Here is a 13,190-nt window from a genome sequence, read left to right as displayed (position 1 = left end):
AAGACATGACTGACCAGACCAACAATGAGAATGAGACCCTGGCCGCTGACATCGCCGAGGGCGCGGGCGAGACGCTGAGCCGCGAGGAGATCGCCGCCGCGCGTATCGCAGCGCTGGAGGAAGAGCTGGCCAACGCCAAGCAGGAGACGCTCTACGCTGTCGCGGATACCCAGAATGTCCGTCGCCGGCTAGAGAAGGAACTGGCCGATACCCGCGCTTATGCCGCGACCGCCTTCGCCCGCGACATTCTCTCCGTGGCCGACAATCTCAGCCGCGCACTGGAGGCCATTCCGGCCGAATTGCGGGCGGATGAAAAGGTGAAAGGCCTGATCGCCGGCCTTGATGCTACCGGCAAGGAGATGGAGAGCGCGCTGCGCAAGCATGGCGTGGAGAAATTCACCTCGGTGGGCGAGCCGCTCGATCCCAACAAGCATCAGGCGATGATCGAGATGCCTTCGGCAGAGGCTGCGCCCGGCACCATCGTGCAGGAGATGCAGGCCGGCTACATGATCAAGGATCGCCTGCTGCGCCCGGCGTTGGTCGGCGTGGCCAAGGCGGCGGAGTAACAGGCGCCATGCGCGGCGCGGCCATGACTGTCCTTACGGGGCTGGTCGCGCTCGCCTTGCCGATCGCGGCCCCGCTGGCGGCACAGGCGCCCGTCGCGTCGCCCGCACCGAGTCCGGACGCACTCTCGCAGGCCTTGCGGGATCTTGGCAGTGGGGAGGTGGATGCCGGTGATCTGCGCGCCGTGACCTGCGCGGAAACCAGCGAGGCGCCCGGCGCCTTTGATTGCCAGTGGGAGCAGCGCCGGGACGGCAACTGGCATCCCTATACGAGCTGGCTGGCGCTAGTCGGCGCGCAATGGACCATGCTCGATGCGCCGATCCCGGTGCCGGATTTCAATCGCGTGAAGCTCAAGCCGCTGGCGCCGAGCGCTCCCTGAGTGGCGGCGCTTCGGCGGGCGTTAACTCAGGCCGGGTCCGCGAGTAGCACCGCCGTGCCGGTGGCCGAGACCATCAGCATCGATCCGCCCGAGCCGAGCACTTCATAGTCCAGGTCCACGCCGATGATCGCATTGCCACCGGCCGCGGCGGCGCGCTGGCGCATCTCCGCCATGGCTTCCTCGCGGGCGCGGCTCAGCACTTCCTCATAGGCGCCGGCCCGCCCGCCAACGATATCGCGCACGCTGGCAAAGAGATCGCGGAAGAGATTGGCACCCACGATCACTTCGCCCGTCACCACGCCGCAATAACGCTGCACCGTGCGGCCATCGATATTGTTGGTGGTCGTGACGATCATCTCGGTCGGGGCATTGCCCCAGGGATTATCGGCCATCTCTCCGCTCCTCTCGCCGCGCATGCGGCTTATTCCATGCCCAGGGCCGCCAGATAGGTCTGGAGGATTGCCTCCATCTCCTGGCGATCATGCGGCGGCAGCTTCCGCAGGCGGACGATCTGGCGCATGATCTTGACGTCATAGCCTGTTGCCTTGGCTTCGCCATAGACATCCTTGATGTCGTCCGAAATGCCCTTCTTTTCTTCTTCGAGGCGCTCGATGCGCTCGATGAGAAGGCGCAACTGGTCGGCGGCGATGTTGTCGCTCATGTCTGCAAGGTCTCCGGATGGAATGTGTCAGAATCGAATGCGCGGTCCTAGCCAGCCGCTGCCCTCCCTGTCTAGGCATCGATCGCACCGGACGGCGTAGCCATTGCGCCGGCGGCGGAAAAAATTTCCCGCCATGTCACAATCGCCGTCCGCCCACTCGTCATGCCTGTGCAAACCCAATGGACAGGAGACACGATCATGACCGCACGCCTCGATCCCTTCACCGCCGCGCCCGCGCTCATCAAGCAATGGATGGCGACCTCGCTTGCCATCAACGATAGCCTGGAGCCTGCGCTCGTGGAGCTGGTGAAGGCCCGCGCCTCGCAGATCAACCAGTGCGCCAACTGCCTCAACATGCACACCGCCGAAGCACGCGAAAAGGGCGAGAGCGAGCAGCGCCTCTACTTGCTCTCGGTCTGGCGCGAGGCGCCATGCTATAGCGCACGGGAGCGGGCCGCGCTGGCGTGGACCGAGGCGCTTACGCGTCTGTCGGAAGGGCATGGCGGAAAGGCCGAAGCCTATGCACAGCTCGCGGCCCAGTTCAGCGAGGAAGAGCAGGTGAAGCTGACGCTGCTGATCAACATCATCAATGGCTGGAACCGCCTCGCGGTCGGCTTCGACTTGTGGATCGAAACGCCGGCGACCCGCAAGCTGGCTGCCTGATGCGCGCCGGGCATCCCATGTCCCCTCATCAGCAGGAGGATGCAGCGATCAGCTTCGATCCGCTGCGTCCCCGGCTGGTGCGGGTCGCCTACCGAATGCTCGGTTCCGTCGCCGATGCCGAGGATGTGGTGCAGGAGGCGTTCATTCGCTGGATGCGGGTCGACCGTGCCGAAGTGCGCGAGCCGGAGGCGTTCCTCCGCCGCACGGTCACGCGGCTTTGCCTGGATCATGCCAAGTCGGCGCGGGTCCAGCGGGAGCATTATGTCGGGCCATGGCTACCCGAACCGGTCGTCGAGGACGAGGATGAGCAGGAGGATGTGACCCTGCCGCTGATGCTCGCGCTGGAGCGGCTCTCACCGCTCGAGCGCGCGGCGTTCCTGCTGCATGATGTGTTCGGCGTCTCGTTCGAGGAAATCGCTGCCACCATCGATCGGGAGCCGGCGGCCTGTCGCCAGCTTGCCGCGCGGGCACGGGACCATGTGCGGCAGGCGCGGCCCCGCTTCGAGGTTGAGAAGCAGCGCGGTCTGGAGATCGCGAGCGCCTTCTTTGCGGCGTCGCGCACCGGCGACATGACCGCGCTCGGCGCGATGTTGGCTGCTGATGTCAGCATGCACGCAGATGGCGGGGGCAAGCGTTCGGCAGCGGTCGCCGAGGTTCTCGGGCGACGCAATGTGCTGCTGCTTCACAAGGCGCTGGCGGTGCTGTTTCGCAAGCATGGCTCGCAGCTTGTGCGCACAGCGCTCATCAATGGCCTGCCGGGGTTCGTGACGCGCGAGGCCGATGGCGAGCTGCAGACCACGGCCTTCGAGATCGAGGCGGGGCGCATCATTGGCATCTATGTGGTGCGCAATCCCGATAAACTGCGGCACTTGCACTAGGTGGAAGGCAGTGAGGGGGGGAAGCTGCGCTTCCCCCCCTCATCGGATTTCAATGATATCAGCCTGACGGATCAGCCCGCGCGGCCGGCGCCGCTGCGGCGGCCGCCACCACCGGGATTGCCTTGCGGACGTCCGCCGCCGAAGTGGCGCGGACGCTGACCGCCCGGCTTGCGGGCGCGGTCGCCCTCGGAGCGGGTGTCCGTCTGGCGCTGTTCGCCCGATGCGGCAGCATAGACCGGGCGCAGGCGCTTGGGCAGGCGCTCGGCATCCATGGTCGCGGCAGGTTCAGGGCGCTGGGCCAGCGGGTCGAAGCCGGGCCGGTTCGGGGCGTGGCCATCATGATAGCGGCCGCCGGGATTGCGCTGGCCGCCGCGCTGGGCGTCCTGCCCATCGCGAGGCGCGCGCGCCGGGCGGGCGGTCTGGCCGTCCCGCTCGCCACGGAAGGGGCGTTCGCCGCGTTCACCGGCATTCCGGCGCTGGCCATCCTGACCGGGTGCGCGATCGAAGCGGGCTGGGCGCTCGCCGCGTCCCTCACCCCGTCCATCATGGCGCGGTGCGCCGGCGCCGGCTTCGCGACGGTCGTCGGACCGGCCGCGTTCCGGGCGATCGCGGCGCTGCTGCGACTCGGGGCGACGGCCCTGGCCCTGGTCTCGACCCTGGCCACGTCCTTGCCGGCGCCCATCGGCATCGCCGACGGCTTCGGCCACAGCCGCCTTGGAGGGCAGCGGCAGACGGCGGGCTTCTACCACGAAGTCCTCGGGCAGCGGCATCACCGCCAGCTTGACGCGGGTCAGCTTCTCGATGTCGCGCAGATAGGGCTTCTCGTCCGGCGCGACGAAGCTCATCGCAATACCATCGGCGCCGGCACGGGCCGTGCGGCCGATGCGGTGGACATATTGCTCGGCGACATTGGGCAGCTCGAAGTTGAAGACATGGCTCACGCCCGACACGTCGATGCCGCGCGCGGCAATGTCGGTCGCAACCAGCACCTGCACGCTCCCGGTGCGGAAGCCCTGCAAGGCAGCAGTGCGCTGGCCCTGGCTCTTGTTGCCGTGAATGGCCGCTGCGCTGATCTTGGCGGCGACGAGGTGCCGCGCCACGCGGTCCGCGCCATGCTTGGTGCGGGTGAAGACCAGTGCCCGGTCGAGCGCGCCGGACGCGATGGCATCGCGCAGGCGCAGAGTCAGCAGGGCCTGCTTCTCCTTCTGGTCGATGAAGGTCGCATATTGCTCCACGCGCTCGGCGGTGGTGGATTGCGGCGCAACCTCGACCTTGACCGGATCGTTGATGAAGCGCTTGCCCAGCTCCGCAATCGCCTGCGGCATGGTCGCGGAGAAGAACAGGCTCTGACGCTCGGCCGGCAGCATCTTGGCGATCTGCGTGAGCGGCTTGATGAAGCCCAGGTCCATCATCTGGTCGGCCTCGTCGAGCACGAAGATCTCGACATTGCGCAGCGTCAGCGCGCGCTGGTCGATCAGGTCGAGCAGGCGGCCCGGCGTCGCGACCAGAATGTCGGTGCCCGGCACCAGCGCGCGGGCCTGCTTGCCCACCGGCACGCCGCCAAAGACGACCTGCACGTTGAGGCTGAGATACTTGGCATAGCCGCGCATGTTCTCGGCAATCTGCGCCGCCAGCTCGCGGGTGGGCGAGAGCACCAGCATCCGGCAGGAGGCCGGTTTGCGGGGCTGGGGATTGTTGAACAGCCGGTGCAGCGAGGGCAGCGAGAAGGCTGCGGTCTTGCCGGTGCCGGTCTGCGCGATGCCGAGCAGGTCGCGGCCCTGCATCAGCGCCGGAATGGCCTGCTGCTGGATCGGCGTAGGGTCCGCATAACCCTTGGTCTCAAGGGCGCGGAGGATAGGCTCGGCAAGGCCAAGCTCATTGAAAAAAGACATGAATAGACTTTCGATATGACATGCGTCGCCCTCGCGTCTGTCGCGAGCGGGCGCAGCAGTGGTCTCCAAACGGGCGACCCTGCGTGAATAAGGAAGCTTGAGCGATTCTCGCATCCGTCCGTCCCGGCGGCCCTTGTGCAAGATGCGGGGCCTCACGCTGCGCGGGATTGCGCCGGATCACTAGTCCTGGCGCCGAATGCTGCGATGCACATAGAGGGCGTTTGTGGAAAAAGCAAGTATGCTCGCGTGGGCATGCGATTTCAGACGCGTCGCCGAGCCGGTCGTCAGCCTTGCCATGCCGTGCATTCGGCCTACTAGTCAGCCTATGCCGCTTCATATCACTGTGCCCGAGCAGCCCTCCGAGGCCGACCGCAATGCCGTGTTCGCACCCTTGCTGGCCTATAACATCGCGCAGGCAGGGAATCCGAATATCCGCCCTATCGCCATTCTGCTGACCGATGAGGAGGGTGAGCGGGTGGGCGGCATCTGGGGCAAATGCTCCTATGACTGGATGTTCGTCGAGCTTCTCGCCATCGCGCCGGAGCATCGCGGCGGCGGCCATGGCAAGGCACTGATGGCCGAGGCAGAGCGGGTGGCACGTGCCCATGGCTGTGTCGGCATCTGGCTCGACACCTATGCCTTTCAGGCGCGCGGCTTTTACGAGAAGCTGGGCTTTAACCTGTTCGGCACGCTGGACGATCATCCCGTCGGGCAGCAGCGCTTCTTCCTGAGCAAGCGCCTCTGAGAGCAGCGCGCTCTGTGTCCTCCCCGACCCAGGGGCCGGGGAGGCACGATATGGATTTTAGCGCCCGGCGAGCACTTCGCCGATCTGGACGGCATTGAGCGCGGCGCCCTTACGGAGGTTGTCGCCGACGACGAACATGGCGAGGCCATGCTCAACCGTGCGGTCCGGACGCACGCGACCGACGAACACCGGGTCAGCGCCCGTCGCATCGAGCGCATTGGGGACGTCGCTCACCACCACGCCCGGCGCCTTGCCGAGCAGCGCCAGCGCAGTCTCCGCATCGATCGGCCGCTCGAACTCGGCATTGATGGAGAGGCCGTGGCCGGTGAACACGGGCACGCGCACGCAGGTGCCGGAGACGGGCAGGCCGGGAATCTCGAGGATCTTGCGGCTCTCGTCGCGCAGCTTCAGCTCTTCCTCGGTATAGCCGTCCTCGCCCAGCACATAGTTGAGCGGCACGATGTTGTTGGTGATCGGCACCGCCCACTTCTCGGGCTGGGGCACGAAGTCGGCCTTGCCGTTGAAGGCGAGCGCGGCGCCCTTGTCGCCCACGGCGGCGATCTGTCGCGCCAGCACGTCGATGCCTTCCATGCCGCCACCGGAGACGGCCTGATAGGTGGCGACGATCAGGCGCTTGAGGCCGGCGGCTTCATGCAGCGGCTTGAGCACGGGCATGGCGGCCATGGTGGTGCAATTGGGGTTGGCGACGATGCCCTTGGGCAGGTTCGCCAGTGCGTGCGGATTCACTTCGGAGACGACGAGCGGCACCTCTGGATCGGAGCGCCAGGCCGAGCTGTTGTCGACCACGATAGCGCCCGCTGCGGCGACCTTGGGCGCCAGCGCCTTGCTGGTAGAGCCACCGGCGGAGAAAAACACGATATCGAGGCCGGCGAAGTCGGCGGTCGCGGCATCTTCCACCGTCACCTGCTGGCCCTTGAACTCGACCTGCGAGCCGGCCGAACGGGCCGAGGCGAACAGACGCAGCGTGCCGACCGGGAAATCGCGCTCGGCGAGCAACTGGCGCATCATCGAGCCAACCAGGCCGGTGGCGCCGACCACGCCGACATTCAGGCGGGCATCGGGGGAAAAGCGGGCAACCATCTATACGTTCCTTCCTGTTGATTGAAGGACGCGGCGGTCAGGCTTTCGTCTGGAAAGTCGGCCCCGCGCACTTCGCGGGGCTTCCTGTCCGGCTGATCGTGGCTCTTTAGGCCGCGCACATCCGAACCGCCCCGCTGATGCGGGTCGGTTTGGTAATAATCGGCTGAACGATCATCATGGACATGGCGCGCGCCTCTAGCGAGCGTCGCGCCTCCTGTAAATGGCAAAGATGCCTGCTCTCGGGGGAAAGCAGGCATCGATGATGTTCAGAGTTCGGGGTGGATCAGCGGCAGCGCACCTCGCCCCGGTCGATCGAGCGACCGAGCAGGCCACCACCAACTGCGCCGAGCAAGGTGCCAACTGTGCGGTCACCTTTGGTATCGATCGCGCGGCCAGCCAGCGCGCCGACGCCGGCACCGATCAGCAGACCGGTGGTGCCGTCATTGCGCTTGCAGCGATACCGGCCATCGTCACCGCGCCATATGCGGTCGTTATGGGAAAGGGCGCGGCCATTGTCCCGGTCTTTCGCGCGTTTTCCGTGCGCGGGCGCCCAGTGCGGCGGATCGGCCACGGCCGGCGCCATGGGCATCGCAAACGCCATCAGCGCCGTGGCGAGCAGGATCTTCTTCATCGGACTCATCCTCGTAATATCAAACAAGCGACCGGCACGTATCGCGCCGGCTCGTGCTGAATAACGCCGCACAACCGCCCTTGTTCCGGCGGTATCACGACTCATCGCTCGATCAGCCCGCCATGGCGGCTCGGCTTCGCCAGCGTCCCATCAGCATGTCGAGCGCCAGGGCGGCCGCCAGCGTGAGGCCGGTTAGCGGCAGGCACAGGCCGATGGCGAGCATGACCGCCGCGACGCCGCGCGCCTTGCGGGGATCGGCGGGCCGGGCAGGCGCCTCCAGCCGGCCGTTCTTGCGGCGTTTCCACCAGAGCACGGGCGCGGTCAGGCACAGCAGCATCAGCCCGAGGCAGCCTAGCAGCATCAGCGTGCGGTTGATCTCGCCATATTGCTGGCCCTGATGGGTGGCGATGCCCCATTCGATCGCCCGCGCGCCGATGCCGAAATGCGCAAAGCGGGCATCCTGCATGACCGCGCCGCTTGCCGGATCGATGTAGATAGCACGCGCATCCTGCGCTCGGCGCACGGACTGCGAGATGAGATAGGGCGCGCCGTCCGCCATCGGCAGGGTGAGCGTCCAAGGGGCGGCGAGGCCGCGCTTGCCGGCGATCTCCGCAGCCCGGTCGGCGCCGATGTCGTCGCTGCCCGATGCGGCGGGCGGCGTCGCTTCCTGCATCGACCAGGGCAGGCTCTGTTTCCCGCCCTCGTCATGGCCGTGGCCGTGATGCGCGCGTGGCGCCGGCGCCTCCCAGGGGTTGGGACCGGGCGCCTTGGGGCGGCCCAGTTCCGCACGGGCGACCCAGCCCTGCAACTGCTTGCCCGAGAAGCCGGACCAGGGCAGGCCGGTGATCGCCAGAAACAGGATCACCGCACCGGCGAGCAAGCCGGTCGAGGCATGCAGATCGCGCCAGAACAGTCGCCCACGCGCCTGCCCGCGCAGGCCGACGACCGGGCTGCCGCGCCGGGGCCACCACAGGTAGAGCCCGGTCAGCACCAGCAGGATCGCCCAGCCGGCGACGATCTCCACCAGCGCATTGCCCACCGGTCCGGTGATGATCAGGCTGTGCAGATCGCGCACGGTCTGCATGATGCCGCCGGCCTGCGCGGTGCCGAGCAGCTTGCCGCGATAGGGATCGACAAAGGCGAGCCGGCGCGCGCCGTCCGCGCCATGCAGGGTCATGCGCCAGCTCTCTGTCGGCTCGGCAGGCCGCTGGATCTGGCTCACCTGCTGGCCGGATTCCCGCTCGACGGTGGCGATCATCTCGCTCAGCGGCTGGGGCGCATCCTTTGGCGTCACATGCGACCAGTCCGCATAGACCAGCCGTTCGATCTCCGGTTTGTAGAGATAGAGCGCCCCGGTCATCGCCATCCAGAGCAGTATCGGGAGGACGATCAGCCCGGCATAGAAATGCCAGCGCCACACGGCCTGATAGAAGCCGCCGCCGGTCGTGGAGCGCGCGCTCATCGGCGGCTTCCGGCGGACAATGGGGCACGGGCGAGGGGAGGGCGGCGCATGGCTGCGCAGCAGTAGAGCAATCGGGTCATGAAAGGATCAGCCTTGACGGGCAGCGCGCGGGCGCGTGCCGAAATGGGGATGTCGTGCGAGGCGACAGCGAGGGGAGCGTCAGGGCTGATGCGGCGGGCCGGTCTGCGGGGGCGGCGGCGCGGCCAGACCGCGTCCGATGCTCACGGCCGTGCTCGGGCTGACGATGGAAACCGTCGCCATCGCCACGGCGATCTGCGCGATCGCGGGCGGGATGCTGTCCAGCGAGGCGCCGATCCCGGCAAAGGCGCAGGGCGCATCCGGGGCGGTGTTCTGCTTGTCCTGCTGCTTGCGGACGGTGCCGTCCGCATCGATCCAGCCGGTGACCATGCCGGCGCCAGTGCAGAGCACGACCGCGGGACCGTTTTGCACGGCGGGCATGAAACCGGCCGGCACCAGCAGCCGCGCGAGCAGCACAAGCGCCAGCAGCCCGGCGATCAGGCCTCGGCCCGGTGCGGTGCCGGTATCAGTGCGGATCATGCGCGCAGGCATGTTCGCGCTTTAGGGGATCGCGCGCCGCTTGAGAAATGCCTTTTTAGACGTGACGTCGCTCAGTGATTGTTCTTCGCGACGCTGTCCTTCATCCGCGCGAGCTGCTCAGGCGTCGCCTCGGTCTGGTAGCGCGTCTTCCACTCATCCTGCGGCATGCCGTAGATAAGTTCGCGTGCAGCGGCCTTGCCCAGCGTGCCGTCGGCCTCGGCCACCCAGTCGGCCAGGCAGTTGCGGCAGAAGCCCGCCAGACCCATCAGATCGACATTCTGCGCATCGGTGCGGTGACGCAGATGGTGGACGAGCCGGCGAAAAGCTTCTGCCGCTGTCTTGTCATCGAGCGTGTCTATCGTCATTGCTTGCACCTTCATGTCCGGTTCCAACCTCGGGCCACGCCGGTGGCCGCCACGGCATTCGCCATGTGGGCAGAGAACGCACCGAAGCAAGAGGCCAAATGAAGAAGCTCACTCCCCGCACCCGCAAGGTCCGCATTCTGGCGACTCTCGGCCCTTCGAGCAGCAGCGAGGTGATGATCCGCAAGCTGTTCCTGGCTGGCGCCGATGCCTTCCGGCTGAACATGAGCCACGGCACGCACGACGTTCATGCCGCCAATGTCGCGATCATCCGGGGACTTGAAAAGGAATTCGGCCGCCCGACCACCATCCTCGCGGACCTTCAGGGACCGAAGCTGCGGATCGGCACCTTCGCGCAGGGCGCGGTTTTTCTGGAAAAGGGCGCCGCCTTTCGGCTGGATCGCGACCCCGCGCCCGGCGACAGCAGCCGCGTCACTTTGCCGCACCCGGAGATTTTCGCCGCCGCGCAGGAAGGGATGCGCCTGCTCATCGATGACGGCAAGCTTGTCCTGCGCGTGCGGGCGGTGCGTGACGATGTCATCGATACGCTGGTCGAGGTCGGCGGCTCGCTGTCCGAGCGCAAGGGCGTCAACGTGCCGGACGTCGTGCTGCCGATGGCGGCAATGACCGAGAAGGACCGGCGCGATCTTTCCTTCGCCATCGAGGCGGGCGTGGACTGGATCGCGCTCAGCTTCGTCCAGCGGCCCGATGACCTGGCCGAGGCGCGCAAGCTGATGGGTGGCTATGGCTATCTGCTCGCCAAGATCGAAAAGCCGGCCGCGCTTGGCCGGCTGGAGGAAATCGTCGAGATGTCCGACGCGGTGATGGTCGCGCGGGGCGATCTCGGCGTGGAACTGCCGCCTTATGCCGTGCCGCCGCTTCAGAAGCAGATCGTGGAAAGCGCCCGGCGCTTGGGCAAGCCGGTCGTCGTCGCCACGCAGATGCTGGAATCGATGATCAAGGCGCCCACGCCGACCCGCGCCGAGGTGTCGGACGTCGCCACGGCGGTCTATGACGGCGCGGATGCGGTGATGCTCTCGGCGGAGACGGCGGCGGGCGACTGGCCGGAGGAAGCCGTGGCGATGATGGACAGCATCGCCCACAGCGTCGAACATGATCCGGGCTATCTGGACCGGCTGCACTTCACCAAGACCATGCCGGACCCGACAACGTCGGACGCACTGGCCGGCGCCAGCCAGCACATCACCAACACGGTCTCGGCCAAGGTGATCGTGTGCTTCACCACCTCGGGCAGCACCGTGCGCCGCATCGCGCGCGAGCGGCCGGGCGCGCCGATTCTCGCGCTCACCCCGCGCATGGATACCGCGCGGCGCATGGGCCTCATGTGGGGCGTCCATGCCGTGCGCACCAAGGATATCGGCAGCTTTGAGGAAATGATCGGCAAGGCCAAGCGCATGGCCATGCGCCACGGCTTTGCCGGCGCGGGCGACAAGATCATCGTGCTCGCCGGTGTCCCCTTCGGTACGCCGGGGTCCACCAATGTGCTCCATGTCGCGACCATTCGGGGCGACGAGCTGCGCACCCACCGCGAGGAGTGAGGCGCTCCGGGCGCGCCTTCTGCACCTAACCCCCGTCATTCCGCGAACGCGGGAATCCAGCTGCAACGCTGCTCGTCAACGCGAGGCCGAACTGGATTCCCGCGTTCGCGGGAATGACGAAGGGTGAGGGCGAGCCGGCGACGTCGTCCTGTCCCTCAGTTCTTCACGGCGCCCTGCAATTGCGGCGGCAGCGGTGGGCGCTCTGGATTGTCGCCATCGCGCCATGGGATCACGCCATGGCTGGTGCGCGTCTTGATTTTCCAGGCGCCATTCTCGCGCACGAAATGATCGACATAGCGACCGGCCAGCGTGGTCGCGGGTCGGTTCTCGCTATCGGCAGTGTAGAACATGTAGCGGGAGCGAGCGACGGCGGTGTCGCCAGTCACGTCGATCACCTCGGTGGTAACGAGGTGGAAGCTGCGCTTGTTGACGAAGCCCGCTTCCGGCTTGCCCAGCTTCTCCTCGAGCAGCTTCTGGATCGCCGCCGGCCCGGTGGCGCTGCCCAGCCCGCCGGACCAGGTGCCGTCGCTGGCGAACAGCCCGGCATAGCCGGCATAATCGCGCGCATCGAGATATTCGCCATAAGCGACGATCGCGCGGCGGATCGCCTCGCGGTCCTCCAGCACCTGCACGCGTGGGGCGAGCGCTCCGTCAGGAGTGCCACCCTGCTGCGCCATCGCCACACCGGGCGCGATCAGCGCCAGAGCCAGCGCTGCCCGCAACAACGCGCTCATGGCAGCGTGTCCAGCTTGCGGCTCTCGATCGTCCACGCGGGGTCGCTGCACAGCTTGCAATTCTCCCCGACGAACCACGCTCGCCCCGCCTTGTCGCCGCGCAATTGCCAGTCGAGCCACGCCACCACTGCCTGCGCCGCGCGCCCACCATTCGGCTCGGCATAGGTGCCAGCGTGCGTCACGTCAGTGTTGATCACGGCGGAAGGGATGTGGGTCAGCCGGGCATAATCGTCCATGCCATTGGGGTAGGCGATGTCCGTCTTGCCGCCGAGCACATAGAGGGTCGGCTTGTCGATCTTCTGGAGCAGGCTCTTCTGCGCAGACATCTCGCCCGAGCCGCCCGGGACCGGACCGTTCATGATACCGCTGTTCATGATGACGAAGGTGCTGACGCGCTTGTCGCCGGCATATTTGAGCGCCTGAATGCCGCCACAGGAATAACCGGAGGCCGCGACATGCGCAGTGTCGATCTTGCCCTTGAACGGGCTGCCCGCGCGGCCATTCTCGGCCGCAGCCCAGTCGATGGCCTGCCCCAGCTGCTGGTAGCGCGTCTTGTCGCGATGCTGCTCCCAGCTCTGCGGCGTGACGGTCACGCCCGGGCCGCTGTAGATGCCGCCCGGCGCGATGACGAGATAGCCATGGGAGGCGACCTCCAGCAAATGCTGGCGGGATGAGGCGCCATCTTCGGTGCAGGCGCCGTTGCCGAACACATAGACCGGCATCTTGCGAGCGCCCAGCGCGCTCAGGTCGGCGGGCTGATAGACGACGAAGCCGGGGAAATTCTCATATTGCCGTTTGATGGCCTTGTATGGCCCGGTGCCTGTGCTGTCTGGCGCCCGGCTTTCTTCCATCATCTGGATGGCGGCCTGTGCGGCGAGATCGGCGCCAACTCCCGGGGGCGGCGCTGAACTCGGCTGGGCCTGGAGGGCCGCCGGGACGGTCATCGCCAGCAGGGACAGAAGGAATGCGCTCGAACCGGTCCGCAAATATGTCATGCCACT

At 67.0% G+C, this 13,190-nt stretch carries 15 protein-coding genes and 1 pseudogene; 6 read left to right on the top strand and 10 right to left on the bottom strand.

The window, feature by feature from the left end:
* Positions 1-5: 5 nt before the first annotated feature.
* Entirely contained in the window at positions 6-566 is a 561-nt protein-coding gene (grpE, locus tag M2332_RS07745; protein ID WP_413715579.1) for a nucleotide exchange factor GrpE, read from the top strand.
* Between the two features lie 23 nt (positions 567-589).
* A complete protein-coding gene (locus M2332_RS07740) occupies positions 590-943 on the top strand; it encodes a hypothetical protein (protein ID WP_264573598.1) in 354 nt (117 codons plus the stop codon).
* 26 nt (positions 944-969) lie between these two features.
* Here the strand turns inward: M2332_RS07740 and M2332_RS07735 are convergent, their stop codons facing one another.
* Together M2332_RS07735 and M2332_RS07730 are read right to left on the bottom strand one after the other, a co-directional pair.
* Complete coding sequence (locus M2332_RS07735) at positions 970-1,299, bottom strand: heavy metal-binding domain-containing protein (RefSeq protein ID WP_181561513.1); 330 nt, start codon at positions 1,297-1,299, stop codon at positions 970-972.
* Positions 1,300-1,364: 65 nt separating this feature from the next.
* Positions 1,365-1,604, bottom strand: a complete 240-nt coding sequence (locus M2332_RS07730; protein WP_181560613.1) for a DUF2312 domain-containing protein — start codon at positions 1,602-1,604, stop codon at positions 1,365-1,367.
* Between the two features lie 198 nt (positions 1,605-1,802).
* On the opposite strand from M2332_RS07730, the gene M2332_RS07725 reads away from it, so the two are divergent.
* Together M2332_RS07725 and M2332_RS07720 are read left to right on the top strand one after the other, a co-directional pair.
* Positions 1,803-2,267: a carboxymuconolactone decarboxylase family protein gene (locus M2332_RS07725; RefSeq protein ID WP_264573597.1), complete on the top strand. Its 465-nt coding sequence runs from the start codon at positions 1,803-1,805 to the stop codon at positions 2,265-2,267.
* Between the two features lie 17 nt (positions 2,268-2,284).
* The gene (locus tag M2332_RS07720; protein ID WP_264573596.1) at positions 2,285-3,145 is read left to right on the top strand and encodes a sigma-70 family RNA polymerase sigma factor; all 861 of its coding nucleotides are present in this window, start codon (positions 2,285-2,287) and stop codon (positions 3,143-3,145) included.
* A 455-nt stretch (positions 3,146-3,600) separates the two neighbouring features.
* On the opposite strand, the pseudogene M2332_RS07715 reads toward M2332_RS07720, so the two are convergent.
* Positions 3,601-5,037: pseudogene (locus M2332_RS07715) on the bottom strand (DEAD/DEAH box helicase); the annotation flags it as partial.
* Between the two features lie 325 nt (positions 5,038-5,362).
* Here M2332_RS07715 and M2332_RS07710 point away from each other — a divergent pair.
* Complete coding sequence (locus M2332_RS07710; protein WP_264573594.1) at positions 5,363-5,782, top strand: GNAT family N-acetyltransferase; 420 nt, start codon at positions 5,363-5,365, stop codon at positions 5,780-5,782.
* Positions 5,783-5,839: 57 nt separating this feature from the next.
* Here M2332_RS07710 and M2332_RS07705 read toward each other — a convergent pair whose 3' ends face one another.
* The 5 genes from M2332_RS07705 to M2332_RS07685 all read right to left on the bottom strand — a co-directional run bounded on the left by M2332_RS07705 (position 5,840) and on the right by M2332_RS07685 (position 9,899).
* The gene (locus M2332_RS07705; RefSeq protein ID WP_264573593.1) at positions 5,840-6,883 is read right to left on the bottom strand and encodes an aspartate-semialdehyde dehydrogenase; all 1,044 of its coding nucleotides are present in this window, start codon (positions 6,881-6,883) and stop codon (positions 5,840-5,842) included.
* Between the two features lie 283 nt (positions 6,884-7,166).
* Entirely contained in the window at positions 7,167-7,514 is a 348-nt protein-coding gene (locus M2332_RS07700; protein ID WP_264573592.1) for a glycine zipper 2TM domain-containing protein, read from the bottom strand.
* Positions 7,515-7,626: 112 nt separating this feature from the next.
* Entirely contained in the window at positions 7,627-8,976 is a 1,350-nt protein-coding gene (locus M2332_RS07695) for a PepSY-associated TM helix domain-containing protein (RefSeq protein WP_264573591.1), read from the bottom strand.
* A gap of 159 nt (positions 8,977-9,135) precedes the next feature.
* Positions 9,136-9,534, bottom strand: coding sequence for a hypothetical protein (locus M2332_RS07690; RefSeq protein ID WP_264573590.1), 399 nt, complete (start codon positions 9,532-9,534; stop codon positions 9,136-9,138).
* A 71-nt stretch (positions 9,535-9,605) separates the two neighbouring features.
* Positions 9,606-9,899, bottom strand: a complete 294-nt coding sequence (locus M2332_RS07685) for a DUF1244 domain-containing protein (RefSeq protein WP_264573589.1) — start codon at positions 9,897-9,899, stop codon at positions 9,606-9,608.
* A gap of 98 nt (positions 9,900-9,997) precedes the next feature.
* Between M2332_RS07685 and pyk the strand changes: the two genes are divergently transcribed.
* The gene (pyk, locus tag M2332_RS07680; protein ID WP_264571276.1) at positions 9,998-11,455 is read left to right on the top strand and encodes a pyruvate kinase; all 1,458 of its coding nucleotides are present in this window, start codon (positions 9,998-10,000) and stop codon (positions 11,453-11,455) included.
* 155 nt (positions 11,456-11,610) lie between these two features.
* On the opposite strand, the gene M2332_RS07675 is transcribed toward pyk, so the two are convergent.
* Both M2332_RS07675 and M2332_RS07670 read right to left on the bottom strand, forming a co-directional pair.
* Positions 11,611-12,189: a nuclear transport factor 2 family protein gene (locus tag M2332_RS07675; protein WP_264573588.1), complete on the bottom strand. Its 579-nt coding sequence runs from the start codon at positions 12,187-12,189 to the stop codon at positions 11,611-11,613.
* Positions 12,186-13,184, bottom strand: a complete 999-nt coding sequence (locus M2332_RS07670; protein WP_264573587.1) for a hypothetical protein — start codon at positions 13,182-13,184, stop codon at positions 12,186-12,188. The genes M2332_RS07675 and M2332_RS07670 overlap by 4 nt, the downstream gene beginning before the upstream one ends.
* Positions 13,185-13,190: the final 6 nt, after the last annotated feature.

Source organism: Sphingobium sp. B11D3A, assembly GCF_025961695.1.
Classification (GTDB): Bacteria; Pseudomonadota; Alphaproteobacteria; order Sphingomonadales; family Sphingomonadaceae; genus Sphingobium.
This window is presented reverse-complemented; position numbering and strand designations above follow the sequence as displayed.

What these genes read in the sequence shown, in the direction of transcription:
- grpE (WP_413715579.1), top strand. Translation starts at nt 6, where the DNA reads ATGACTGACCAGACCAACAATGAGAATGAGACCCTGGCCGCTGACATC.
- M2332_RS07740 (WP_264573598.1), top strand. Translation starts at nt 590, where the DNA reads ATGACTGTCCTTACGGGGCTGGTCGCGCTCGCCTTGCCGATCGCGGCC.
- M2332_RS07735 (WP_181561513.1), bottom strand. Translation starts at nt 1,299, where the DNA reads ATGATCGTCACGACCACCAACAATATCGATGGCCGCACGGTGCAGCGT.
- M2332_RS07730 (WP_181560613.1), bottom strand. Translation starts at nt 1,604, where the DNA reads ATGAGCGACAACATCGCCGCCGACCAGTTGCGCCTTCTCATCGAGCGC.
- M2332_RS07725 (WP_264573597.1), top strand. Translation starts at nt 1,803, where the DNA reads ATGACCGCACGCCTCGATCCCTTCACCGCCGCGCCCGCGCTCATCAAG.
- M2332_RS07720 (WP_264573596.1), top strand. Translation starts at nt 2,285, where the DNA reads ATGTCCCCTCATCAGCAGGAGGATGCAGCGATCAGCTTCGATCCGCTG.
- M2332_RS07710 (WP_264573594.1), top strand. Translation starts at nt 5,363, where the DNA reads ATGCCGCTTCATATCACTGTGCCCGAGCAGCCCTCCGAGGCCGACCGC.
- M2332_RS07705 (WP_264573593.1), bottom strand. Translation starts at nt 6,883, where the DNA reads ATGGTTGCCCGCTTTTCCCCCGATGCCCGCCTGAATGTCGGCGTGGTC.
- M2332_RS07700 (WP_264573592.1), bottom strand. Translation starts at nt 7,514, where the DNA reads ATGAAGAAGATCCTGCTCGCCACGGCGCTGATGGCGTTTGCGATGCCC.
- M2332_RS07695 (WP_264573591.1), bottom strand. Translation starts at nt 8,976, where the DNA reads ATGAGCGCGCGCTCCACGACCGGCGGCGGCTTCTATCAGGCCGTGTGG.
- M2332_RS07690 (WP_264573590.1), bottom strand. Translation starts at nt 9,534, where the DNA reads ATGATCCGCACTGATACCGGCACCGCACCGGGCCGAGGCCTGATCGCC.
- M2332_RS07685 (WP_264573589.1), bottom strand. Translation starts at nt 9,899, where the DNA reads ATGACGATAGACACGCTCGATGACAAGACAGCGGCAGAAGCTTTTCGC.
- pyk (WP_264571276.1), top strand. Translation starts at nt 9,998, where the DNA reads ATGAAGAAGCTCACTCCCCGCACCCGCAAGGTCCGCATTCTGGCGACT.
- M2332_RS07675 (WP_264573588.1), bottom strand. Translation starts at nt 12,189, where the DNA reads ATGAGCGCGTTGTTGCGGGCAGCGCTGGCTCTGGCGCTGATCGCGCCC.
- M2332_RS07670 (WP_264573587.1), bottom strand. Translation starts at nt 13,184, where the DNA reads ATGACATATTTGCGGACCGGTTCGAGCGCATTCCTTCTGTCCCTGCTG.